This is a genomic window from Chelativorans sp. ZYF759 (genome assembly GCF_012911015.1).
GTDB lineage: Bacteria > Pseudomonadota > Alphaproteobacteria > Rhizobiales > Rhizobiaceae > ZYF759.
The window spans coordinates 53,594-76,425 of the sequence record NZ_WVVV01000007.1; the positions used below are offsets into that span (position 1 = coordinate 53,594).

Sequence of the window (22,832 nt, forward strand, 5' to 3'; positions counted from 1 at the left end):
CGCGCCGACATCACTGTCGTTTCCCTTTCGGCTCTGCCGGTCGCACCCGCGCGCGCGCTCTCCTCGCTTCTGCTCGGCCTTAGCGGCGATCGCCGGGTCCGCTGAAGGAGCGCCCGGCGGTCGGTTTGCCGCCCACGGCGCCTGCTCCTGACGAAGCACCGATTTCAGAAATCTGTTGGAAGCGCCTGGCGGCTCGTGGCATGGAACCACGCGACCGGCGCGGGAGATAAAGACCATGAACGACCACGCAAGAACCATCGCGGGCAGTCCGAACAAGGGCATGCCGGATGCAAGCCGCAAATATCAGCCTTATCCCTTCGTCGACCTGCCCGACCGCACCTGGCCCGCCAAGCGCATCGAAGTGGCACCGATCTGGTGCTCGGTCGATCTGCGCGACGGCAACCAGGCGCTGATCGACCCGATGGGTCACGATCGCAAGGCGCGCATGTTCCAGCTCCTGCTGGACATGGGCTTCAAGGAGATCGAGATCGGTTTCCCGGCCGCCTCGCAGACCGATTTCGACTTCGCGCGCTGGGCCATCGAGGAGGGCAACGTTCCAGATGACGTATCGCTGCAGGTCCTCGTGCAGTGCAGGCCCGAACTGATCAGCCGTACGTTCGAGGCTCTCCAGGGCGCCCGCCATCCAATCGTGCACTTCTACAATTCGACATCGGAATTGCAGCGCCGGGTGGTCTTCGAAAAGGACGTGGCCGGCATCAAGCGGATCGCCACCGATGCGGCAAAGATGATCACCGACATGGCCGCAAAGGCCGGCGGTGGCTATCGTTTTCAGTATTCGCCGGAGAGCTTCACCGGCACCGAGCTCGAAGTGGCGCTGGAGATCTGCAACGCGGTGACCGAGATCGTGGATCCGACGCCTGAAAACAAGCTGATCCTCAATCTGCCCGCAACTGTGGAAATGTCGACGCCCAACATCCATGCCGACCAGATCGAATGGATGCACCGTCACCTGGACCGGCGCGATTCCATCATACTGTCGCTGCATCCGCACAACGACCGCGGAACCGGGATCGCGGCGACCGAACTCGGCCTGATGGCCGGCGCCGATCGTGTCGAGGGCACGCTCTTCGGCAATGGCGAGCGGACCGGCAATGTCGACATCGTGACGCTGGCGCTCAACATGTACACGCAAGGCGTAGACCCGATGCTGGACTGCTCCGACATCAACAGGATGAAGGATGTCTACGAGTACTCGAACCAGATGAAGATCCCAGAGCGTCACCCCTATGTGGGCGAACTGGTCTATACGGCGTTTTCCGGCTCGCATCAGGACGCCATCAACAAGGGCATGAAGGCCAAGACCAAGGCGAACAAGCCGCATTGGGAAGTGCCATATCTGCCGATCGATCCGCAGGATGTCGGGCGCACCTACGAGGCGATCATCCGCATCAATTCGCAATCGGGCAAAGGCGGCATCGCCTATGTGCTGCAGGCCGATTACGGGCTGAACCTGCCGCGCGGGCTGCAGGTGGAGTTCAGCCAGGACATCCAGAACATCACCGACCGCGAAGGCAAGGAGGTGCCGGTAAAGCGCATCCACGAGCGGTTCATGGAGGTGTATGTCGACCAGCCGGACGCCCGGCTGAAATTCATCGATCACCACACCTATCCCGACACCGAGGTGAAAGGGCGGCGCGTGCTGGAGGCGGTGATACTCGACAAGGGCCAGGAGGTCACCATCACGGGCACGGGAACGGGACCGGTGGACGGGTTCGTCGACGCGCTCTCGCGCCATCTCGGCCTTGAGATGAGTGTCAACGACTATTCCGAGCATTCCATGCAGCAGGGCTCCAATGCAGCGGCCATCTGCTACATGGAAATGCAGCATCCTGGCGGAAAGCTGTTCGGTGTCGGCATCAACACCAACATCGTGGCGGCATCGCTGGAGGCAATCGTGTCGGCGGCCAATCGCATGTTACGGCACTAATTTTCCTCGTAGTGACGAGGAAGGGGCGGTCCTCCGGTCCGCTCCTTTTCATGTGATGCGGCGGCGAAGCGGCGTGATTTCGCCTTTGTCGCGTGGTAATCATTGGTTAACCACAACCGTGAGCGCCGGAACCATCGCCATGACCGACAGCGCAGAAACCCGAACGAACCAGCACGGCGGCCCCGACTTGCGCGCCGCAATTCGTTCGGTGAAGAACGACCTCGCCGACCGTGACGACGTGGTGGTTGATCTGAGGGAGATGCAGCGCGCAAGGCTGGAACTGCTTGCCGAGGAACTGCAATCCGTCTTCGCCCAAGTGCCCAGCGAGGACGATCGTTTCGACTTTGCCATCTCCGCCGGAGTCCAGCCCAGGCTATGGATCGACGCCGTCGCGCATGTCGCCATGGGTCGCGACCGACGCAGCTATCGCTTCGTCCGCGATACGCGCCTCGGGCGTGTGGTGCTGGCCGAGACACTGGACGTGAAGTCCGTTGCCGAACGTGTCACCCGATACGTGGCGGAGCGCATCGTGGAACGCGAACGCGTGCTCGAGGGAGAGGCGGAACCCGTACGTCTGGAAGCGGTCCCTGCACAGCCAGATGCGCAGCCTGCCAGCTTGCCATCGCGAAGCGATGGACGCGCGGAAGTTTCCGTCTCTTCGTCGCCGTCCGATTTCGCCCAGCGGAAGGGCCCGGACACGCGGGAGCGAACCGGTCAGGTCATGCGGGGATTCGGCATCGTGCTTCTTGGGCTGGTGGTCGGTGCCGGGCTTGCGGCTGCGATCGCCTGGGAACATGTCGCGCCGATGCTCGGCCTCGTGCCTTAGGGGCGCTTTGCGCCCTCGCCAAAGAGCTGTTCCCTCTTTACCGTTTCCACGCGTGTGGCCGGACCCGTGATGCCGCGTCGTTGCAGTTGCACAGACCAGGCGCCCGGCGATCCACCGATCTCGAAGAGGTTATACTGGGCCGGAGTGCGGCCTTCCTCGTGGCTCTGACCGCCAGCTGGAACGCCGACGACCGGCACGGTGTGCGCTCCGGCTGGGCTGGCGATCCACGAGGTGGTCGCCAGATGCGTGTGACCGTGCAGAACGAGTTCCGCGCCATGCTCGGCAATCATCTTCTGAAACCGGCGGATGCCGAATAGGCGCTTGTGAGCACCGGTCGCTCCCCGCACGGGTGGGTGGTGAATCATCACGACCCGGAACAGGCCCTGCTTGCCAGTTTCATCCAAGACGGAAGCCACGCGCGAGGCCTGTGCCTGCTCGAAGAAGCCGGCGGCGACGAACGGGGCAGTCGCGCGGGCCGACGATATGCCGATGAAGGCAGTGTTTTCGCGCACGCGCAGATAGGGGAAAGTGTCCCTGTGCGCGCCGAGGCTCATGCCGTCGCCCGTCATCCAGGGCGCCCAGGCCCGGCAGGCCTTGTCGTGCGCGCCGGGAACGTAGGCATCGTGATTGCCGGGAATGACCGAGACATGATCCGTTTCGAAAGGGAGCTTTTCCAGCCACTGACGGGCTGCCGCGATCTCCTTGTCGAGGGCCAGATTGGTGAGGTCGCCCGTCAGCGCGACATGGTCGGGCGCATTGGCGCGCATGTCTTCGACAATCGCGCTGATCACGCCGTCATGATAGCTGTCGCGGCGCGTGCGGTGCCAGTTGATGTAGCCCGTGATGCGCTTTGAGATGAGATCGCGATAGGATACCCCCGGAAGGGGACCCAGATGGACATCGGAAAAATGAGCGAGTTTGAACATGAGGCACTTCTAAGCGAGCAAAACAGCACGTGCCAGTCCTTGCGTTGCGCAAGCCACGAGGTCCGGCAGTGCGTCTGACAACGCGGTTTCGCAACCGGCTGTTCCACGGCTGGTTCCTCATCCGACGACCGATGACGCTCGGTGTGCGCGGGATCGTCCATGACGAAACGGCGCAGACAGTGCTCTTGGTGCGCCACACCTATGTGGCGGGTTGGCAGTTTCCCGGAGGTGGTGTCGAGAAGGGAGAGACCGCCGAGGCGGCTCTCGGGCGCGAGATCGAGGAGGAGGGCAACGTGGCGATTACCGGGCCGGCCGCGCTGGTGTCGCTGCATCAAAACAGGCAAGCCAGTCCGCGCGACCATGTCGCGCTCTACCTGGTGCGCAGTTTCGAGGTACGGGGTCCAAAACGACCCGATCTCGAGATCGCGGAGGCCGGGTTCTTCCCCCTCGATTCCCTCCCGGACGGAACCACGTCTGCAACGAGGCGCCGGCTCGCCGAGGTCTTCGGCGGCGAGCCGGCGGCAGCGGAGTGGTGAGAGTTACGCGGCCTTCTTGAAGCGGTCGCGATCGTGCGGGGCATTGAGGTCCAGCATCGGCCCCTTGGGAACGATACGGGTCGGGTTGATCGTTTCGTGGCTGCCGAAATAGTGATGCTTGATGTGCAGCATGTTCACCGTCTCCGCCACGCCGGGCACCTGATAGAGCTCCCGCACGTAGTTCGACAGGTTGGGGTAGTCGGCGATGCGCTTCAGATTGCACTTGAAGTGCGAGTAGTAGACCGCATCGAAACGCACAAGCGTCGTGAAGAGGCGCCAGTCGGCTTCGGTCACCCGGTCGCCGACCAGATAGCGGTCATGCGCCAGTCGCTCCTCGATTTCCTCCAGCGCGTCGAACAGTTCGTCGAAGGCTTCCTCGTAGGCATGCTGGGTGGTCGCGAAGCCGGCGCGATAGACGCCATTGTTGATGGAGGGGTATACGCGCTCGTTGATCGAGTCGATTTCACTGCGCAGGGGCGACGGATAGAGGTCGAGGGAGGCATCGCCGAAATCGTCAAATGCGGCGTTCAGCATGCGGATGATTTCAGACGACTCGTTTGATACGATCGTTTCGGTCTTCTTGTCCCAGAGCACGGGCACGGTCACCCGTCCCGTGAACTCAGGGTCGGCCTTGGTGTAGATCTCGCGCAGGAACTCCTTGCCGTAGAGCGGATCGCCCGTGGCGCCGTCTTCCTGCAGGAACGTCCATCCGTTCTCGCCCATGAAGTGGTGCACGACGGAATAGGAAATCACGTCGTCGAGCTTCTTCAGCTTGCGGTAAATCAGTGTGCGGTGGGCCCAGGGACAGGCATAGGAAACGTAGAGGTGGTAGCGGCCCGCTTCCGCCTTGAAACCACGGCTCGAACCCTCGGCGGGCTGCCCGTCCCTCGTGACCCAATCACGGAATTTCGATTCCTGGCGCACGAACCGACCCTCGGTCTCCTTCGTGTCATACCACTTGTCCTGCCATTCACCATTGACCAGAAGACCCATCGTCGTTGCTCCTTGTGTTGCCGGGGATTTAAGTGCCAACGGCCCAAGGGCAAACGGGTTGCGGTGTTGACGCATTGTCAACGGGCGCGGATGAAGGAGCGCACCGGGCCATTTCGTTGCTGGACGCCTCATGGAAAGGGTGCTAGCCAGCTTCACGATTTCGGGAGAGACAATGTGAGACGAGTTTCGGTTCAGCGACGACGATCGATGGAACGCGCCTAGCGGGCGCGCGCGGCCAGTCGTGGCCGTCTCCATTTTTGTCTCCTCGATCCGGAATCCTCAGCCATGAGCCTCGCAGATGTCGCCTACGTGCCGGAAGACGCCGCGCACGACCCGGAAATCGAAGCCATCAACGAAGAAGCGTTTGGCCCCGGCCGTTTTGTGCGCGCCGCCTTCAAGATCCGTGAAGGGGGGCCGCACGCGCGGGACCTTTCGTTCGTGGCGCTGCATGGGGACAAGGTCATTGCCTCGGTCAGGCTGACGCCGATCAACGCCGGCGAAGGGCAGGCCCTGCTGCTTGGACCGCTGGCGGTGAGGCCGGCCTGGAAAAATCTCGGCATCGGAAAGAGGCTGGTGCGCATAGCGGTGGAGGCAGCCGCGGTGGCGGGATGGGGGGCCGTGGTGCTCGTCGGCGATGCGCCCTATTACGGTCCGCTCGGTTTCAAGCCCATACCCCGCGGTCAGCTGACCATGCCGCGGCCCGTCGACCCGGCACGCCTGCTGGCCGCCGAACTACACTCCGGCGCCGTCGAGATGTTGACTGGAGAGGTTCGCCACGCCGCACTGGCGCGCGCAGCGGGGGAGCGCGCCTAAGGCCACTCTTCGAGCGTTCGAGCCGGGACGCCTCCAACGGCCCAAGAACACGAAACCAGGACACGAAAAGATGACCCGCTGGCGGACCGTCTTCGACAGGGACCGGCTTGTGATGGCTTGCTTGCGGTGCCTGGTTTCTTAGGCGACTACCGCCCCTCGCGATACCACATCGAGCCGATCACCGTCAGCAAGAGGGCCAGGCCGAAGAAGCCAGCAAATAGTGGGACGCGGCTGACCGAGCGCAAGACGCTGTCATCGGTCTGGCGCAGGCCCATCCAGTCGCGGCCGGCGGTCTCCGCACCAGGGCGTACGGGAACGATGTTCGGAATTTGCAGATTGCCGGTCAGGCCGGCCTCTATGCGGCGCGCGATCCCGCCCGTGGCCCCGGCGACGGGATCGAGGAGTTCCGTCGTCGACACGGTGCCTTCGAATTCCGGTGCGTTCACGGGCCCGACATGAGCAAGCGTTGTCAGGTCTCCATGCCCGATCTGGTAGAGCCCGATCTCCTCGACCTCCGCGCTGCCCGTGAAGGTGCCGGGGGCGGACTCGCTGAGCGCGATCTCAAGGGTTTCTCCGGAAGGGGCGAGCACCGTCGCGCTCCCGACTTCCTCGGCCATGGTCTGGCGCGTGACGTCGAGCGTCATGCCGCGACCATCCGCCGTAAGGCGCTCCTCCTCGAGTTCTGGTTCCTTCATCAGCCAGTGGGCCATGCGACGGTAAAGCGAGACGTGCGGGCCACCGCCTTCGAATCCTCGTGCCCAAAGCCAGCCATGGTCTGAAAGGAGCAGGCCGACACGACCTTCGCCACGCCTGTCCAGTAGAAGCAGGGGTTCCTCGTTGGCGCCCTGCATCACCACGTCGGCACCGTTGACCGGGCTGATGCCAATCTGGCGGAACCAGCGGCTCCATTGCGGGGGCTCGGCCTGCGAGCCCTCCAGGCCGCGCGTCACGGGGTGGCGCTGTCCGGTCTCCGTGAGCCGCGGGTAGAAGGCCTGTTCCACGACATCGCCCGTCGGACGTGCCGGCAGCGCTGACATCAGAGGGGTCCGCGCGATCGACTGGATGCCGGCATATTCGGGGCCGGCAGCGACGAGCAGAGCGCCGCCATTCTCCACATATTCGGCGATGTAGTCGTAATAGAGGATCGGCAACACGTCGCGGTGCTGGTAGCGGTCGAAGATGATCAGGTCGAAATCGTTGATGCGCTCGACGAAGAGTTCGCGCGTTGGAAAGGCGATCAGCGAAAGCTCGTGAATCGGCGTGCCGTCCTGCTTTTCGGGCGGGCGCAAGATGGTGAAATGCACCAGATCGACCGCGGCGTCGGAGCGCAGGAGGTTGCGCCAGGTTCGCTCGCCCGCATGTGGCTCGCCCGAGACCAGGAGGACGCGGAGGTTCTCGCGGATGCCGTCGACCAGGGCTATGGTGCGGTTGTTGATGTCGGTGATCTCGTCGGGATGGCTTTCAATGGCCAGTTCCACGATGTTGCGGCCGGCATTGGGCAGGGTGATCCGCAGCGGCATCTCCTGACCGATGACGGCGCTCTCGGTCGAGACACGCTCACCATTGATCAGGACGCTGACGGAAATCGAACTGTCCTCGTCCTCAGTCGAGATGACGCGATAGGACATGTCGATCTCGCGGCCGACAATACCGAAACGCGGGGCCCGTTCGAAGCGGATTCGGCGGTCGAATTCGTCGTCCTGGCCGGTGATCAGGGCGTGCAGAGGACCGGGAAGATCGGATAGCGCGGCCGGCACGTCATGCACCTGGCCGTCCGTGATCATGATCGCGCCGCCGACGCGCGAGGGGGGCACGTCGCGGAAGGCGCTTTCGACCGCGCCGAACAGCCGCGTCTGGGTGCGGTCGTCCGTTCCCGGACCGCCGGCCTCGACGGTGCGAACCTCGAACTGTGGATAGCGCTCCAGACGCGACTGGAGCGCCTCCAGCGCCTGGTCGGCCTGGTCCATGCGATCGCCGATATCCTGGCTCTGGCTGCGGTCGACAATCAGGGCCACCACGCTCTGCAGCGGCTCGCGCTCCTCGTCGAGGAGGACGGGATTGAAGAGCGCCAGCGCGAGTGCTGCGAGCGCCAGAAGGCGAAGGAAGCCGCCACGGGCCCGCAGCAACAGTCCGGCGATCACGAGAAGGGCGAGCGGGATCAGGGTGGCGCCCAGCCAGGTGAGGGACAGCAGCGGCTCGAAGGTGACAGTCCAGTTCATTGGCCAAGCCTTTCGAGAATGGCGGGCACATGAACCTGGTCGGATTTGTAGTTGCCGGTGAGCATGTACATCATGATGTTGACGCCGGCGCGCATGGCGAACTCGCGCTGCATGGGGTCGGAAGGAACGGTCGGCAACATCGGGCGGCGGTTGGCGTCCTCGGCCCAGGCTCCGGCGAAGTCATTCGCCGTGATCATGATCGGGGTCACGCCGTCACCTTGGCGAACGGGGCGTTCGGGATCGGCCTCGCCATCGCCCATTGCCTCCACCCAGAGCGGTCCGCCGGCATAGCGCCCGGGGAATTCGTGCAGGATGTAGAAGGTCTTGGTCAGCACGTGATCGTCCGGCACCGGCTCGAGTGGCGGCACGTTCATGCCGCTCAGGATTTCGCGCAGTCGCATTGTGCCAGGGCTTGCGGCCCCGTCGAAGAGGCCAGCGCCATACTGGTCGCGCGTGTCGAAAAGCACAGTGCCGCCCTGCTGCATGTAGGCGTCGATGCGCGACAGGGCCTCGTCGGACGGCATCTGCGTGGCCTCGTCCACTGGCCAGTAGATGAGCGGGTAGAAGCTCAGTTCGTCGGTTTCGATGTCGACGCCGGAAGGTTGTCCGGGTTCCAGTGCCGTCTTGTCGGTCAGGAAGCGCGAGAGGCCGGCAATCCCGGCCCGGCTGATGGAATCGATCGAGGAATCGCCGGTGATGACATAGGCAATGCGGGTCTCTGAAATGGCCGCGATCGCCTCGTCATCGCCTGGACGCGCATCGTCGAACTGCGCCAGGCCCGTGCCGGGGGCCAGGACCGAGCCGACGGCCAGTACGAAGACTGCGACGCCGGCTGATCTGCCCGCGAGCCGCGGGCGGCGGCGCAGAAGCCCGCCCATCCACAAGACGATGAGGGAATCGAGGATCATGAGGGCCACCGCCGCCGCCAGCAGCGGGCCGCGCAGGTCCTGTTGCTCGTCGAAAGCGTAGGCAATGCGGGTCACCGGCAGTTCGGTCTGGGGAACGTCAATCGCCGCGAGCTGCGAGTCCGGCCCAAGAAGGTTGTGAGCGATGACGCCATCGTCGGTCCCATAGAGGCCGGGCGGATTGCGCAAAGTGACGGACTGGGTGCTTCCCGATATCTCGAGCGGCCGCGCGTCAGGCGACGGCGGGACCAGCGTGCCATTGGCGCTAATCATGCGGTAAGGCGGCAGGGACGCGCGGCGTTCTTCGCCGCTGGCATCGACAACCGCCTGGTTGCGCGAAATCTGGACGATGCGCCGCAGCATCTCGACGAAGCTGCCGGAGATGGGCAGGTTCGACCAGGTGGCCTCTGGTGTCACATGAAAGAGCACCAGCGTGCCATCGCCGCGCCGGTCGCCGGTCACGAGCGGGGTGCCGTCGGCAAGGTTGGCCCAGGTCCGGTCGACAATGTCGGCGGAAGGCTCCGCGAGCACCTGGCGGGTCACCGTGACTTCCGAAGGCGGGCTGAGATCGGCAAAGGGCCCCGACGGCGGGAACTCGCTGACTGCCTGCGGTTCGGTCCACGAAAGCGTGCCGCCCAAGGCGCGCTCACCCAGCCTCAACCGGACGGGCAAGAGGTCGGGGTCGTTTTCTGCGGCAGCGAGTCTCGACCCCGCAAATCGGACGAGCGTGCCCCCGCCTTCGACCCAGTCGATCACGGCGCGCCGCGCAGCTGAAGGCAAGGTTCCGACATCGGCCATCACGATGACCGCCGGCCCCTGCTCGATCAGTTCTGGAATGGCCTCGGCGAGGTCGGGACTGGAAGCGCTTACGATGTCGGCATAGGGCTCGAGCGCGCGGTTGATGTAGTGGAGGGGCGACAGGAGCGGTTGCGCCTGGTCGCCTTCGGCCTGGGAAATGAGGGCGACGCGGCGGCGGCGCCGGCTCTCGTCGAGGACGCGCGTCGCGGCAGCATGCATCTCTCCGTCGATCGAAAGAGACGAGAAATCGTTGCGCAGCTCGAAGGGTACACGAATCTCGCCGCGGGCTTCCATCTCTCCCGTCGCAAACGAAATGGCGGCGTCGGCGAGGCGGCGACCGCGATCGTCATAGGCCCCCACGGTGACGTCGCGCGGTGCCGTGTCGCTCTGCGGACGGATGGCGGTCACGGCAAAGACATCGGCGAGATTGTCGCCGCCGGTGAGGCCCAGCATGGTGGGCTGGTCGGGTTGCGCCCATATGAGGCGACCAATGCCGCTATCGGCGAAGATCTGCCATACGGCCTCGTCCTCGTCCGCGGCGAGCCCGTCTGTGAGAAGCGCCAGGCCGGGGGCTGGAAGACCTTCGAGAGCCGAGGCAATGCGTTCGGCGGCGGCAACCCTGTCGACTGGCACCGGTCGGGGGGCGGCAGCGTTCAGCCGATCGCGCGCGGCGGCAGCATCGAAAGGACCAGCCGGCTCATTGGCCTCCTCCGCGGAGAAGGCCAGTATGACGGGCACGCCGCTGGCTTCCGCATCGGCGATGAGGCGCTCGGCCGTGGCCACCCGCACTTGCCAGTCGGAAGCCGAAGCCCAGCCATTGTCCATCAATATCGCCGTGGCCCCGCCGCCAGCCGCCATGCGCTCACGCGGGTTGAGCACGGGGTCGGCGAGGGCCAGAATGATGAGTGTCGCCATCACAAGGCGCAGCAGGGTGAGCCACCATGGGCTCTGATGCGGCGTCTCTTCGCGCTTCAGAACGCTCGCCAGGATGCGCAGCGGCGGGAAAATTTCCATCTGCGGCTTGGGCGGTGTCATGCGCAGCAGCCACCAGATCACCGGCAGGACCACGAGCCCCGCCAATACCATGGGTGCGCCGAAAGAAAGCGGCAGCCAAGTCATGCCCGGCCTCCGCCCGCGAAGGCAGCCTGATTGAACATCGCGCCATGAATGCGCACGAGCGCCTCGGAGGCCAGCCGGTCGGTGTGGTTGACCGTAAAGCTCCAGCCGCGTTTTCTGGCCCAACTCGACAATTCGTGGCGGCGCGCGGCATAGACGCGGCGATAGTCGTCGGCAAGCGTCTCCGCACGGCCGGCGGTCAATCGCAAGCCGCTTTCGGGATCACGGAATTCGGTGCGGCCGGAATAGGGAAAGTTCTCTTCGGCCGGGTCGGCAATCTCGATGAGGTGGGCGCGTACGCCACGCTCGGCGAGCGGCGCGAGCCATGCCAGAGTGTCCTCGACCGGATCGAGAAAATCGGAGGCTATGATCATGTCGCTGTAGCGCTTGATCTGGCTCAGTTCGGGCCGGGCCGCCGGGACGGGCGTCTGAAGTAGAAGCGAAGCAAGACGTTCGGCGCCGTTGCGGGTCGAAATCGGGTCGGTGAGGCCGGGCCAGGCGATCCGCTCGCCCGATCGCGACAGTAGCTCGGCCAGCGCCAGGATGAGAACGAGTGCGCGCGAGTCCTTGGACACAGTCGCGGCCGCCGATTTGTACAGCATCGAAGGGGAGGGGTCGGCCCACAGCCAGACGGTATGGGCGGCCTCCCATTCGCGGTCGCGCACATAGGTGTGGTCGTCGCGCGCGGAACGGCGCCAGTCGATCCGCGACAGGGCCTCACCCTCGACATAGGGACGGAATTGCCAGAAATTTTCGCCGATGCCACGCTTGCGGCGCCCGTGCCAGCCGGCGATCACCGTGTTGACCACACGCCGCGCATCGACCAGCAGATCGGGCACGAGAGAGGCGCGCTGCCGCGCGCGACCGAGCGCTTCGCGCGTGGCGACGCGAGAGGTTGCCTCGCCGATCGCCGCCATCAGCCTTCCGACTTGACGAGCTGCGCGATCACGTCGCGCACTGTCGTGCCTTCTGCGCGGGCGGCGAAGCTGAGCGCCATGCGGTGCTGGAGAACCGGCTCGGCCAGTGCGTGGACGTCATCGATCGACGGCGCGAGCCGGCCGTCATAGAGCGCACGGGCGCGCGCGCACAGCGTTAGCGCCTGGCTGGCGCGGGGGCCTGGTCCCCAGGCGACCAGCCGGTCGACCTCCTCGTTGCCTTGGCCCGGGCGGGCGGAACGGACCAGCCTCAGGATGGCCTCCACCACGCTTTCGGGAACCGGCATGCGGCGGATGAGCTGCTGGATTTCGAGCAGCCGGTCCGGGCTCATCACGTTCTCGGCGGCGGCATCGCTGGTGCCGGTCGTCTCGATAAGGATGCGGCGCTCCGCCTCGATGTCCGGATAGAGAATGTCGACCTGCATCAGGAAGCGGTCGAGCTGGGCTTCGGGCAGAGGGTAGGTGCCCTCCTGCTCGAGCGGATTCTGCGTGGCGAGCACGTGAAAGGGTTTCGGCAGGTCGTGCCGATGGCCGGCAACGGTGACGTGATATTCCTGCATCGACTGCAGAAGCGCCGACTGGGTGCGCGGGCTGGCGCGGTTGATCTCATCGGCCATCAGGAGCTGAGCGAATATGGGACCAGGCAGAAAGCGGAAGGAGCGGCGTCCGGTCTCATCCTGCTCCATCACTTCGGAACCGAGAATGTCGGAAGGCATCAGATCGGGGGTGAACTGGATGCGGCTGGCATCGAGGCCGAGGACGACCCCTAATGTTTCCACGAGCTTGGTCTTGGCCAGGCCCGGCACGCCGACCAGCAGCGCGTGGCCTCCCGCCATGATCGCGACCAGCGTCCGCTCGACAACGCTTTGCTGACCGAAAATGACCCGCCCCACGCCGGCACGGACCCGGGCAATGTCCTCCAGCGCCCTTTCGGCCTGGGTCACCATTTCAGCCTCGGTCAAAGCCGGTTCCTTTACAATTACGCTCATTCGCGTTCGTCCCTCGTTTGCCGGAAATCGACGATCCGCCGCCGCGCGATCGGGCCGCAGCGATACCGCTTTGCAAGAACGCTGCCAAACGGCAGATTAAATGACCCGGGATGGCTGACAAGCAGAACAACAGTGACTATTTCGTGACGATGGCTTCCAATCCAAACGATAGCAGACAGGGCCTGAGCGAGGCTAGCGATGCGGCCGGGCTGCAAGCTCTGATTGCGAGGGCGACCAGCTCCGAGCGAGGGTCGGCGCCAGTCGACAAATGGAATCCCGACTTCTGCGGCGATCTCGACATGGAGATCAAGGCAGATGGGACCTGGTTCTACATGGGCACCCCGATCGGGCGGATGCCGCTGGTGCAATTGTTCGCCTCGGTGCTGCGCAAGGATGAGGACGGCAAGACCTATCTGGTAACGCCGGTGGAAAAGGTTGGCATCCGGGTCGAGGATGCGCATTTCGTCGCCGTGGAGATGAATGTACACGGCACGGGACAGGATCAGGTTCTGACCTTCCGGACCAATGTCGGGGATGTGGTGGAGGCAGGTCCGGAGCATCCGCTGCGATTCGTCGATGAGGAAGGGACCGATGGCCTGAAGCCCTATCTGCACGTGCGCGGGCGGCTTGAAGCGCTGGTGGCGCGACCGGTCATGTACGAGATCGCCCAGATCGGCGAGGAAATCGAGATCGACGGCGTCACGATGTTCGCGGTGCGCTCCAATGGCGCGGTCTTTCCGGTCATGCCAATGGACCGGCTGAAGCGGCTGAGCGGAGACGCATGATGGATGCGATGACCGCCCGCCCGTTTTCGGCTGCTGATTTCCGCCGCCGCGCCGCACGCGAGACGGGCCCCTTCAGCGGCGACGACTGGGGTGACCACCGGCTGAACCCGGATCTGCGGGAGCTCATTCTTGGCAACACGTTGCGCGACGCGGCGGTAATGATTGCCGTGGTGGACCATGGTCCCGAAGCGAGCGTGATCCTGACCCAGCGCACCGCCAATTTGCGCAACCATGCCAGCCAGATCGCCTTTCCTGGCGGGCGCATCGACGCGGCCGATCCCACGCCCGAATTCGCTGCGCTGCGCGAGACACAAGAGGAGATCGGCCTGCCACCCGACGAGATCGAGGTGGTGGGGCGCATGCCGGACTACGTATCGGGCAGCGGCTACCGCATAGCGCCCGTGCTGGGCATCGTGCGGCCTGGCTTCGACTTGTCGATCAACCCGCACGAGGTGGACGATGCCTTCGAGGTGCCACTGGCCTTCCTGATGGATCCTGCAAATCACCGGCGCGACAGCCGCGTCTGGAACGAGCGCGAGCGCTTCTTCTACGCCATGCCATTCGAGGATCGTCACATCTGGGGCGTCACCGCCGGCATCATCCGCACCATGTACGAAAGGCTCTACCGTTGAGCCTTCGCCCCTCGATCAAGGGCAAAGCCGAGTGGCTGGAAGACGAGGTTCTCCAGCGGCTGCTTGCCGCGCTTTCGGCCGATGGCGAGGAGGCCAGGATTGCGGGTGGCGCGGTGCGCAACGCGCTGATCTGCGAGCCGGTCGCCGATATCGATATCGCGACCACGAACCTGCCGGATGAAACCGTGGCGCGCGCGGAGGCGGCAGGCTTCAGGACCGTTCCGACGGGCAAGGAACACGGCACCATCACCGTGGTGGCGAAACACCAGCCCTTCGAGGTCACGACACTGCGCGACGACATCGAGACGGACGGCCGGCACGCCAAGGTGGCATTCGGCAAGGACTGGAAGCGCGATGCCGAGCGACGCGACTTCACCTTCAACGCGCTGTATGCGCGCGCCGACGGCACGGTGGTCGATCTCGTTGGCGGGCTGAAGGATCTGGAAGAGCGGCGGGTGCGGTTCATTGGCGATGCGGAGGCGCGAATTCGCGAGGACTATCTGCGCATCCTGCGGTTCTTCAGATTTTTCGCGACCTACGGGGCAGGGCGGCCTGATGCCGAGGGTCTCAAGGCCTGCGCGAAGCTCAAGGAGGGGATGAGCCGGCTGTCAGCAGAACGCGTGTGGGCGGAGATACGACGTCTGCTCGGCGCAAGGGACCCCTCCCGGGCGCTGCTGTGGATGCGCACGACAAGCGTGTTGTCGACGATCCTGCCTGAAACCGAGAAATGGGGGATCGACACGATCCATCCTCTGGTTGGGGCGGAGACCGATCTCGGCTGGTCACCCGACTCGCTGCTGCGGCTGACAGCGATTGTTCCGCCTGATCCGGCGCGGCTACAGGCGATGGCGGACCGGCTCCGGCTCTCGAAGGCAGACGCGGCGCGGGTTGCGTCCTGGGCGAAGGCGCCGGCAATCGAACCGGACACGGACGAACGCGCCATGGCCAGATTGCTCTACCGGCATGGACGGGAGGGGATCGAGGACCGGCTGCGACTGTCGTTGGCGACAGCGCGTGGCAAGGCTTTGACCGAGACGTCCGAACTCTACCGCGCCGGCGGGTTCTCGCGCCTGCTGGGCCTGGCCGAAAAATGGAAAAAACCCCAGATGCCGATCCGCGGCGCCGATCTGATCGAGGCGGGATCGATTCAGGGGCCCGAACTCGGGTCTCTGCTCGCCCGCCTCGAAGATGAATGGATCGACAGCAATTTCGCACTCGACCGCGACGCCCTGCTGGCGCGCGCGGCCGTGCTCAAGACATGATCAGGCGGCTTGCCGCACATTCTGGATGCGTGAGCGTATGGCCTCGACCATCGTCTCACGGATGACAGTCTCGCCATGCGCTTCGCGCATGTGCTCAATGGCCCGGCGAATGACCTCGGCCTCTTCTTCGTGCCGAGTGTGCCAGTCGCAACCGGGAACGAGTGTACCGCAATGATATTCCTTCATGGGCTTTCTCCTCTCATGTTGCGTGAGCCGCGCCCATTGCGCGGTGTATAATAGTAACACGGATTGCGGCGCACCGTTTCCATGTTTCGACGATTTGATCGACCTGCATAATCGGTTGTCACGCCGGCAAATTGCCAATGCCGGTGGCAATTGGCGTGGCAAGCTCACATTTGTGCTCCCGCCACCTCCTGCAAGATCCAGTGCTCGAAATGGTGGACCTTGCGCGGCCTGGGGCGCGCGGGGGAGGTGACCAGCCAGTAGCCCAGGCCCGTCGCGGCGCGCTCTGGAAAGGGCGCGACGAGCCAGCCTGCGGCAATGGCGTCTTGAGCCAGGGTCTGCCAAGCTAGCATGACGCCCTGGCCAGCGATCGCCGCCTCGAGGCAAAGAGAAGCATCGGTGAAGCCATGGCCCTGCGGCAGATCGGATTCGTCGATGGCGAATTGATCGAGCCAGATGTTCCAGCCGAGGGTCGAATTGACGTCGCGCAAGATCGGCGAAGTGATCAGATCATGCGGTCCGGTCAGTCCTGCGGCGAGCTCGGGCGCGCAGACGGGGAAGACTTCCTGCGGCATCAGAAAGTCTGCCCGGACGTCAGGCCAGTCCCCTGCTCCGACCCGCAGGGCCAGGTCGATGTCGGTCGTGTCGAGATCTACCAACTCGACAGAAGCGTCGAGCCGGACGCGTATTTCGGGATGCAATCGAGAAAAGCGGGCGAGGCGCGGCACCAGCCATCTGGAGGCCAATACGGGCGCCACGGAAATCACCAGCGTCATCTCGTCATCGGAACGTAGCGAAGCCAGAGCCGCTGCGATCTCACGGAATCCGCTGCTGAGCCTGGGCAGGACCAACTTTCCCGCAGGCGTGGGCACCAGGCCACGTGAAGTTCGATCAAACAGCATGTGGCCAAGCTGGCGTTCTGTCTTGATGATCTGTTGGCTGACTGCACCCACGGTCACGCCGAGCTCCAGCGCAGCCCCCTGGAGGGATCGGTGCCTTCCGGCAGCCTCCACTGCCCGCAATCCATTGATATGCACTCGGTTGAGGTCACGCATATAGTTTTTCTATAACGAAGGCCTCAGGAAATCCATTGTTTCTAGTCGACGTCTGGCGTTCTTTTCCAGATATCGTGGAGGCAAGGAAATGCTGTCACTGGTTTTCTCGATTGTTGCTCGGTGGCGCCGCCGGCGTGGGCTGCGCAGTGATGCCTGTCTGGAACAAGAACGGTGGTCGCGAGATCCGCTCAGCCACCCGTCCATTGCGCGCATGAGCGCCCGGCAGCTTGCCGATCTGCCAGCGGGCGAATTGCGGCCCCGGCCGCACTGCTAGCTGCTCTCCCTGCGCTTCAAAAGGCGCCGGCGCAAGGCCACGAACGGTCTATGGCCACTTCACTTCAGGCGGCATGCTGGAGAGGATCGAGTGGACGTTGCCGCCGGTCTTGAGCCCGAAAATTGTGCCGCGGTCGTAAAGCAGGTTGAACTCGACATAGCGGCCGCGTCGGATCAACTGCTCCTCGCGGTCGGCCTCGGTGTAGTTCTCGCCGAAATTCTTGCGGACGAGGTGGTTGTAGACCACCAGGAAGGCACGTCCGACATCCTGAGTGAAGGCGAAGTCGGCATCCCATCCGCCCTGGTCCTCGGGGGTCTTCAGCCAATCGTAGAAGATGCCACCGACGCCACGTGGCTCGTTGCGGTGAGGCAGGAAGAAATATTCGTCGCACCACGCCTTCAGCCGGTCGTAATCGGCGACGTCGGCATGCTTGTCGCAGGCGAATTTCATCGCCTTGTGAAAGGCCAGCGTGTCGGGATCGTCCTGCGTGCGGCGCCGGTCGAGCACCGGCGTCAGATCGGCGCCGCCCCCGAACCACTGCCGCGAGGTGACCACCATGCGGGTGTTCATGTGCACGGCCGGAACGTTGGGGTTGAGGGGGTGTGCGATCAGCGAGATGCCGGACGCCCAGAAGCGCGGGTCTTCGTCGGCGCCGGGCATCTGCTTGCGAAACTCCTCGGAGAACTCTCCGTATACGGTCGAGGTGTGGACGCCGACTTTCTCGAAGACACGCCCGGTCATCATGGACATCACGCCGCCGCCGCCGCGGCCTTCGTCGCGCTGCCATGGCGTGCGCTCGAATCGACCCGGCGCCCAGACGGCGTGCGGGCCATCGAGATCCTCCTCGATCTTCTCGAATGCACTGCAGATGCGGTCCCGTAGCTCTTCGAACCAGGCACGCGCCGTCTGCTTCTTGTCCTCGATAGCTGCTGGCAATCCGGCCGGAAGGTCGGGGCGCTGCATGTTCGTCTCCAAGACTGCCGCCCCAAACGGGGCACAAATGACTCGCAATTCCTTCCGTGATCCCTAATCTGTTGTCAGGTCGGGTCAAGGAGTCATTTCTTGCGTGTTCCGCCGAGACCTCCGCTTGCGGGCTTGAAGCGCAGCATCGACAGAGGCCGCGCCAACCAGTCCATCAAGCCTCGCGACGGCTTCGTTCGCGAAACTTTCCGTCTGCCGCGCACCGACGCGCGCGCCAAGGCGCGAGAGTGGTTCGACCGCTGGCCGAAACAGGCCTACTGGACCGAGATCGAAAGCTGGTTCGAGCGGCCGGGCGACATCATCGAATTTACCATCAGACGGCTGCCGACTGCGGATTGAGAAATGGTGCTTGTGCGCCCCCTCCACCATGCTTCGCATGGTCCCCCGCCCCGTAAACGGAGGAGGATCAAGGTCGCGTTCGGCCGCTACGCTTCGAATCCTCCCCTGCGCAGCGGGGGAGGGGGACCGCCGAAGGCGGTGGAGGGGGCTTGCAAACCCCGCCATCTACAGGGCGTCAGCACGCACCAAGACGCGCGAGGACCTCGCGTGGGATTTCGTAATGGCGGATGGCGTCGTCGTGGCGGCGAAGGCCGCAGAGTTCGCGCTGGATGAAATAGGCATGGACGGCGCGCGCGGCCGCCTTAAGGGTGGATGCCCGCAATTCATCGTCGTTCCGAGAAGCCCGATAGGCCGATAGCGCCTTCTCCACCCGTTCGCCGGCACGGCCGAGAGAGATGGCCATCTCCTCGGCCAATTCGTAATCCAGCGTGTCGACGCCGGTCTGGAGCCTCCGGCCGGCGCTGCTTCCGGGCAATCTCAGCGACATGGGCGAACTACTCCGCCGCGACTCGGTCGCCGAGGAAGCCCCCTGACTGGCGTTTCCAGAGCTGGGCATAAAGGCCGTCGCGGGCGATCAACTCCTCGTGGCTCCCCTCTTCGACGATGCGGCCCTGGTCGATGACAACCAGCCGGTCGAGGGCGGCGATGGTCGAGAGGCGATGGGCAACTGCAATGACGGTCTTACCCTCCATCAGCCTGTCGAGGTTGTCCTGGATGGCGGCTTCCACCTCTGAATCCAGCGCCGAAGTCGCCTCGTCCAGGATCAGGATCGGCGCGTTTTTCAGGATCATGCGGGCGATTGCGACACGCTGGCGCTGGCCGCCTGACAGCTTCACGCCACGCTCGCCGACATGAGCTTCATAGCCTTTGCGGCCCTTCGGGTCGGCAACTTCCATAATGAAATCGTGGGCCTCGGCGCGTTTGGCTGCCGCGACGACCTCCTGGTCGCTGGCATCCGGCCGGCCGTAGGCGATGTTGTCGCGAATGGAACGGTGCATGAGCATCGGCTCCTGGCTGACAACGCCGAACTGAGCGCGCAGCGAGGCCTGGGTGAGGTTACGAATGTCCTGCCCGTCAATGAGGATACGCCCGCCTTCGATATCGAACAGGCGCAGTGCGAGATTGGCGATCGTCGTCTTGCCGGCGCCCGATGGTCCAACCAGTGCGATACGCTCACCGGGGCGGATGTGGAGATCGAAGCCGTTGATAATGCCACCGTCTTTTCCGTAGTTGAAGGAGACGTTTTCGAAGCGCAGCTCGCCTGCGGCGCGCGGCAGCGTTGCGGCATCGGCGGCATCCTTGATCGCGGGCTCCACGGAAATGGTGCCGGTGGCATCCTGGACGGTGGCGAAGTTGCGGATCAGCCCGTTGACGTTGAACATCATGTAGCCGGACATCTGGTTCAGGCGGTAGACCAACCCCATCGCCGCCGCGATGGCGCCGGTCGACGCCGTGCCATTCATCCAGCTCATCACCGCGATGGCAAAGATTGCCGCCATCATCACGCCGTTGATGAGCGCGACCGCGGAGCGAACGCTGGTGATGGCGCGGGTGAGCCCGCGTACCGCCTGCAGGAAGCTCTGCATGCTGTCGCGGACGAAATCGTGTTCGTGGCGACCGGTGTCGTAGAGCTTGACGGCGACGATGTTCGTGAAGGCATCGACAAGGCGGCCATTGAGAATCGATCTCTCGTCCGCCGTTCGACGTCCGGCCTTGCGAAGTCTGGGCAGCAGGATCCACGCGGTGACGACGTAAGCTGCAAGCCAGAGCGCGAGTACCACGGCCATCCACGGATTGACGATGGTGAGAATGGTCGCCGCGAGCACCAGAAATGTCAGGAAGCTCCACAAGGTCTGGAGCGAGGAAACGATGAAGTCGCCCGTCGCCTCGCCACCCTGCATGATCTTGGTGGCGATGCGGCCTGCGAAGTCATTCTGATAGAAAGAGTAGGGCTGCTCCAGCACGCGTCGGAATGCCTGCCAGCGCACGAGCTGGTAGAAGCTCGGCACGACCACCTGCTGCTCGACCACCGCATTGGCGATCATGACTCCTGCGCGCACCACAAGTATCAGGAAGAGGAAGGCCACCAGCTCCGGCCAGTGATCCGCGAGCAGCGTGGCAGGCGAGGACGATTCCAGCAGATCGATCAAATAGCCCAGCGCCCAGTAGAGCGCCGCGTCAACGGCGCCCGCCAAGCCGCCAACGATCAGCAGCAGGATGAAGGGGCCGCGTGCCTGGCGCGCAAAAAACAGGATGAACTGGAATGCATCGCGGGGCAGAACCTCGCGCTCGGTGTCGGCGAATGGCTCGATGACGCCCTCGGCGCGCCGCCACATGCGTTCGCTCAACGTGTATCTGTCGGGATCATCGTTCAATTCGGACACCTCGATCCAGATACATAGGAGGCGGCATATGAAATGTCGCCTCCTCTGCCTGAATTGCTGCTATTCGGCCGCCGCTTCGCGGATCGATTCCTGCTCGTCGTACATCAGGAATCCGCCCGACTGACGCTGCCAGAGCTGGGCGTACAGGCCACCTGACGCGATAAGCTCATCATGCGTGCCTTCCTCGATGATGCGGCCCTTGTCCATGACCACCAGGCGGTCCATTGCGGCGATGGTGGAAAGCCGGTGTGCGATGGCGATAACCGTCTTGCCTTCCATCAGACGATAGAGATTCTCCTGGATCGCCGCCTCGACCTCGGAATCCAGCGCCGACGTCGCCTCGTCGAGAATCAGGATCGGCGCATCCTTGAGCATCACGCGCGCGATCGCGATGCGCTGGCGCTGACCGCCAGAGAGCTTCACCCCCCGTTCGCCCACATGGGCATCATAGCCCCTGCGGCCCTGCGGATCGCTCAATTCGTCGATGAACAAGGTCGCCTCCGCCTTGCGCGCGGCTTCGAGCATCATCTCCTCCGTCGCGTCCGGACGACCGTAGAGGATGTTGTCGCGAACCGAGCGGTGGAGAAGCGAGGTGTCCTGGGTGACAACACCGATATGAGCGCGCAGCGAATCCTGGGTCACATCGGAGATGTTCTGACCGTCGATCAGCAAGCGGCCTGCCTCGATGTCGTAGAAACGCAGGAGCAGATTGACCAGCGTCGACTTGCCCGCACCCGAGCGCCCGACGATGCCGATCTTCTCGCCCGGGGCGATCTTGAGCGACAGGTCCTCGATGACGCCTTTGTCCTTGCCGTAGTGAAAGCGGACATGGTCGAACGCGATCTCGCCATGTGCCACGACCAGTTCCTTCGCATTGGGCTTGTCCTCCACCAGGTGCGGCAGCGAAATCGAGCTGATGCCGTCGCGAACCGTGCCGATATTCTCGAACAGCTGCGAGAGTTCCCACATGATCCATTGCGACATGCCCCAAAGCCGGAGCACCAACCCCAACGCCAGTGCCACCGCGCCGACGCTGACCAGACCGCCGATCCAGAGCCAGATGCCGATCGCGCCGACCAGGAAAAGGCAGGCTGAGTTGAGCATGTACAGAAGACCGTACAGACCAGTGATCTTGCGCATCTGCGCGTAGACCGTGTCCAGGAAGCCGCCCATGCCCTCGCGCGCATAGGAGGCCTCACGCCTTGCATGCGAGAAGAGCTTGACCGTCTGGATGTTGGAATAGCTGTCGACCACGCGGCCGGTCATGATCGACCGTGCATCAGCCTGCCGCTCCGCGATCTCGCCAAGGCGCGGGATGAAGTAGCGCATCAGGAGTACGTATCCGACCAGCCAGCCCGCGAGCGGCAGGGCCAGGCGCCAGTCGGCGGAGCCGACCAGCAGCAGCATACCGATGAAATAGACGACCACGTAGTTGAGGATGTCGACGAGCTTGATCACCGTCTCGCGCACGGCGAGCGCTGTCTGCATGAGCTTGGTGGCGATGCGGCCTGCGAATTCGTCCTGGTAGAAGGTCATCGACTGCTTGAGCAGGTAGCGATGCACCTGCCAGCGAATGCGCATGGGATAGTTGCCCATCAGGACCTGCTGGCTGACGAGCGACTGCAGAAGCACGATGCTGGGCAGGACGAAAAGCACGACGACGGACATGCCGGCGAGCCTCCAGCCCTCCTCTGCCAGGAACGTGTCCCTGTCCCGGTCGGCCAGCCAGTCCACGATGTTGCCGAGGAAGGCGAACATCGAGACCTCGATGATGGCGATCATGGCAACGAGAATTGCCATGATCGAAAGATAGAGCCAGGAGCCTTTCGTGTAGTGCAGACAAAAGGCGACCAGCGTGCGCGGCGGTTCGACCGGCTCGTCGGCAGGGAAGGGGTCGAGGCGCTTCTCAAACCATTTGAAAAACATCAGTCAG

The 22,832-nt window shown here is 64.0% G+C and carries 20 protein-coding genes; 8 read left to right on the top strand and 12 right to left on the bottom strand.

The window, feature by feature from the left end; genetic code table 11:
- Positions 1-280 precede the first annotated feature (280 nt).
- Together leuA and GRZ55_RS13065 are read left to right on the top strand one after the other, a co-directional pair.
- Positions 281-1,948 carry a 2-isopropylmalate synthase gene (gene leuA, locus GRZ55_RS13060; RefSeq protein WP_210257348.1) on the top strand — a complete coding sequence of 556 codons (1,668 nt, stop codon included), beginning with the start codon at positions 281-283 and terminating at the stop codon, positions 1,946-1,948.
- Between the two features lie 139 nt (positions 1,949-2,087).
- Positions 2,088-2,774, top strand: coding sequence for a hypothetical protein (locus GRZ55_RS13065; protein WP_169287381.1), 687 nt, complete (start codon positions 2,088-2,090; stop codon positions 2,772-2,774).
- Here the strand turns inward: GRZ55_RS13065 and GRZ55_RS13070 are convergent.
- Positions 2,771-3,700 (bottom strand): metallophosphoesterase, encoded by a 930-nt coding sequence (locus GRZ55_RS13070; RefSeq protein WP_169287382.1) that lies wholly within the window; start codon positions 3,698-3,700, stop codon positions 2,771-2,773. The genes GRZ55_RS13065 and GRZ55_RS13070 overlap by 4 nt on opposite strands.
- Before the next feature lie 68 nt (positions 3,701-3,768).
- Here GRZ55_RS13070 and GRZ55_RS13075 point away from each other — a divergent pair, with 68 nt between their 5' ends.
- Positions 3,769-4,236, top strand: coding sequence for an NUDIX domain-containing protein (locus GRZ55_RS13075; RefSeq protein WP_368856616.1), 468 nt, complete (start codon positions 3,769-3,771; stop codon positions 4,234-4,236).
- Between the two features lie 3 nt (positions 4,237-4,239).
- Here the strand turns inward: GRZ55_RS13075 and GRZ55_RS13080 are convergent, their stop codons facing one another.
- Positions 4,240-5,229 (bottom strand): glutathione S-transferase family protein, encoded by a 990-nt coding sequence (locus GRZ55_RS13080; protein ID WP_169287383.1) that lies wholly within the window; start codon positions 5,227-5,229, stop codon positions 4,240-4,242.
- Positions 5,230-5,514: 285 nt separating this feature from the next.
- Between GRZ55_RS13080 and GRZ55_RS13085 the strand changes: the two genes are divergently transcribed.
- Positions 5,515-6,042 carry a GNAT family N-acetyltransferase gene (locus GRZ55_RS13085; protein WP_169287384.1) on the top strand — a complete coding sequence of 176 codons (528 nt, stop codon included), beginning with the start codon at positions 5,515-5,517 and terminating at the stop codon, positions 6,040-6,042.
- Between the two features lie 146 nt (positions 6,043-6,188).
- Here the strand turns inward: GRZ55_RS13085 and GRZ55_RS13090 are convergent, their stop codons facing one another.
- Genes GRZ55_RS13090 through GRZ55_RS13105 form a run of 4 tightly spaced genes read right to left on the bottom strand, consistent with a single transcriptional unit; the run spans position 6,189 to position 13,004 of the window.
- On the bottom strand, positions 6,189-8,261 hold the full coding sequence (locus GRZ55_RS13090; protein ID WP_169287385.1) for a hypothetical protein: 2,073 nt from the start codon (positions 8,259-8,261) through the stop codon (positions 6,189-6,191).
- The gene (locus GRZ55_RS13095) at positions 8,258-11,083 is read right to left on the bottom strand and encodes a DUF4159 domain-containing protein (RefSeq protein WP_169287386.1); all 2,826 of its coding nucleotides are present in this window, start codon (positions 11,081-11,083) and stop codon (positions 8,258-8,260) included. Before GRZ55_RS13095 ends, GRZ55_RS13090 begins: the two co-directional genes overlap by 4 nt.
- Positions 11,080-11,997: a DUF58 domain-containing protein gene (locus GRZ55_RS13100; RefSeq protein WP_169287387.1), complete on the bottom strand. Its 918-nt coding sequence runs from the start codon at positions 11,995-11,997 to the stop codon at positions 11,080-11,082. The genes GRZ55_RS13095 and GRZ55_RS13100 overlap by 4 nt, the downstream gene beginning before the upstream one ends.
- On the bottom strand, positions 11,997-13,004 hold the full coding sequence (locus tag GRZ55_RS13105) for a MoxR family ATPase (protein WP_169287388.1): 1,008 nt from the start codon (positions 13,002-13,004) through the stop codon (positions 11,997-11,999). The genes GRZ55_RS13100 and GRZ55_RS13105 overlap by 1 nt, the downstream gene beginning before the upstream one ends.
- A gap of 149 nt (positions 13,005-13,153) precedes the next feature.
- Between GRZ55_RS13105 and GRZ55_RS13110 the strand changes: the two genes are divergently transcribed.
- Genes GRZ55_RS13110 through GRZ55_RS13120 form a run of 3 tightly spaced genes read left to right on the top strand, consistent with a single transcriptional unit; the run spans position 13,154 to position 15,683 of the window.
- Positions 13,154-13,789 (top strand): DUF1285 domain-containing protein, encoded by a 636-nt coding sequence (locus GRZ55_RS13110; RefSeq protein ID WP_169287536.1) that lies wholly within the window; start codon positions 13,154-13,156, stop codon positions 13,787-13,789.
- Positions 13,789-14,421: a CoA pyrophosphatase gene (locus GRZ55_RS13115; RefSeq protein WP_169287389.1), complete on the top strand. Its 633-nt coding sequence runs from the start codon at positions 13,789-13,791 to the stop codon at positions 14,419-14,421. The genes GRZ55_RS13110 and GRZ55_RS13115 overlap by 1 nt, the downstream gene beginning before the upstream one ends.
- Complete coding sequence (locus tag GRZ55_RS13120; RefSeq protein WP_169287390.1) at positions 14,418-15,683, top strand: CCA tRNA nucleotidyltransferase; 1,266 nt, start codon at positions 14,418-14,420, stop codon at positions 15,681-15,683. Before GRZ55_RS13115 ends, GRZ55_RS13120 begins: the two co-directional genes overlap by 4 nt.
- Here GRZ55_RS13120 and GRZ55_RS13125 read toward each other — a convergent pair whose 3' ends face one another.
- From GRZ55_RS13125 to hemF, 3 genes are all read right to left on the bottom strand, one after another.
- Positions 15,684-15,869: a DUF1059 domain-containing protein gene (locus tag GRZ55_RS13125; RefSeq protein ID WP_169287391.1), complete on the bottom strand. Its 186-nt coding sequence runs from the start codon at positions 15,867-15,869 to the stop codon at positions 15,684-15,686.
- A 164-nt stretch (positions 15,870-16,033) separates the two neighbouring features.
- Complete coding sequence (locus GRZ55_RS13130; protein WP_169287392.1) at positions 16,034-16,921, bottom strand: LysR substrate-binding domain-containing protein; 888 nt, start codon at positions 16,919-16,921, stop codon at positions 16,034-16,036.
- Between the two features lie 322 nt (positions 16,922-17,243).
- Positions 17,244-18,158, bottom strand: a complete 915-nt coding sequence (gene hemF, locus GRZ55_RS13135; RefSeq protein WP_169287393.1) for an oxygen-dependent coproporphyrinogen oxidase — start codon at positions 18,156-18,158, stop codon at positions 17,244-17,246.
- Positions 18,159-18,257: 99 nt separating this feature from the next.
- On the opposite strand from hemF, the gene GRZ55_RS13140 reads away from it, so the two are divergent.
- Positions 18,258-18,515 carry a hypothetical protein gene (locus GRZ55_RS13140; RefSeq protein WP_169287394.1) on the top strand — a complete coding sequence of 86 codons (258 nt, stop codon included), beginning with the start codon at positions 18,258-18,260 and terminating at the stop codon, positions 18,513-18,515.
- A gap of 175 nt (positions 18,516-18,690) precedes the next feature.
- Here GRZ55_RS13140 and GRZ55_RS13145 read toward each other — a convergent pair whose 3' ends face one another.
- From GRZ55_RS13145 to GRZ55_RS13155, 3 genes are all read right to left on the bottom strand, one after another.
- Positions 18,691-19,002, bottom strand: coding sequence for a DUF6665 family protein (locus tag GRZ55_RS13145; protein ID WP_169287395.1), 312 nt, complete (start codon positions 19,000-19,002; stop codon positions 18,691-18,693).
- A 7-nt stretch (positions 19,003-19,009) separates the two neighbouring features.
- Positions 19,010-20,851 (bottom strand): ABC transporter ATP-binding protein, encoded by a 1,842-nt coding sequence (locus GRZ55_RS13150; RefSeq protein ID WP_169287537.1) that lies wholly within the window; start codon positions 20,849-20,851, stop codon positions 19,010-19,012.
- Between the two features lie 108 nt (positions 20,852-20,959).
- Positions 20,960-22,825, bottom strand: a complete 1,866-nt coding sequence (locus GRZ55_RS13155; RefSeq protein ID WP_169287396.1) for an ABC transporter ATP-binding protein — start codon at positions 22,823-22,825, stop codon at positions 20,960-20,962.
- Between the last annotated feature and the right edge of the window lie 7 nt (positions 22,826-22,832).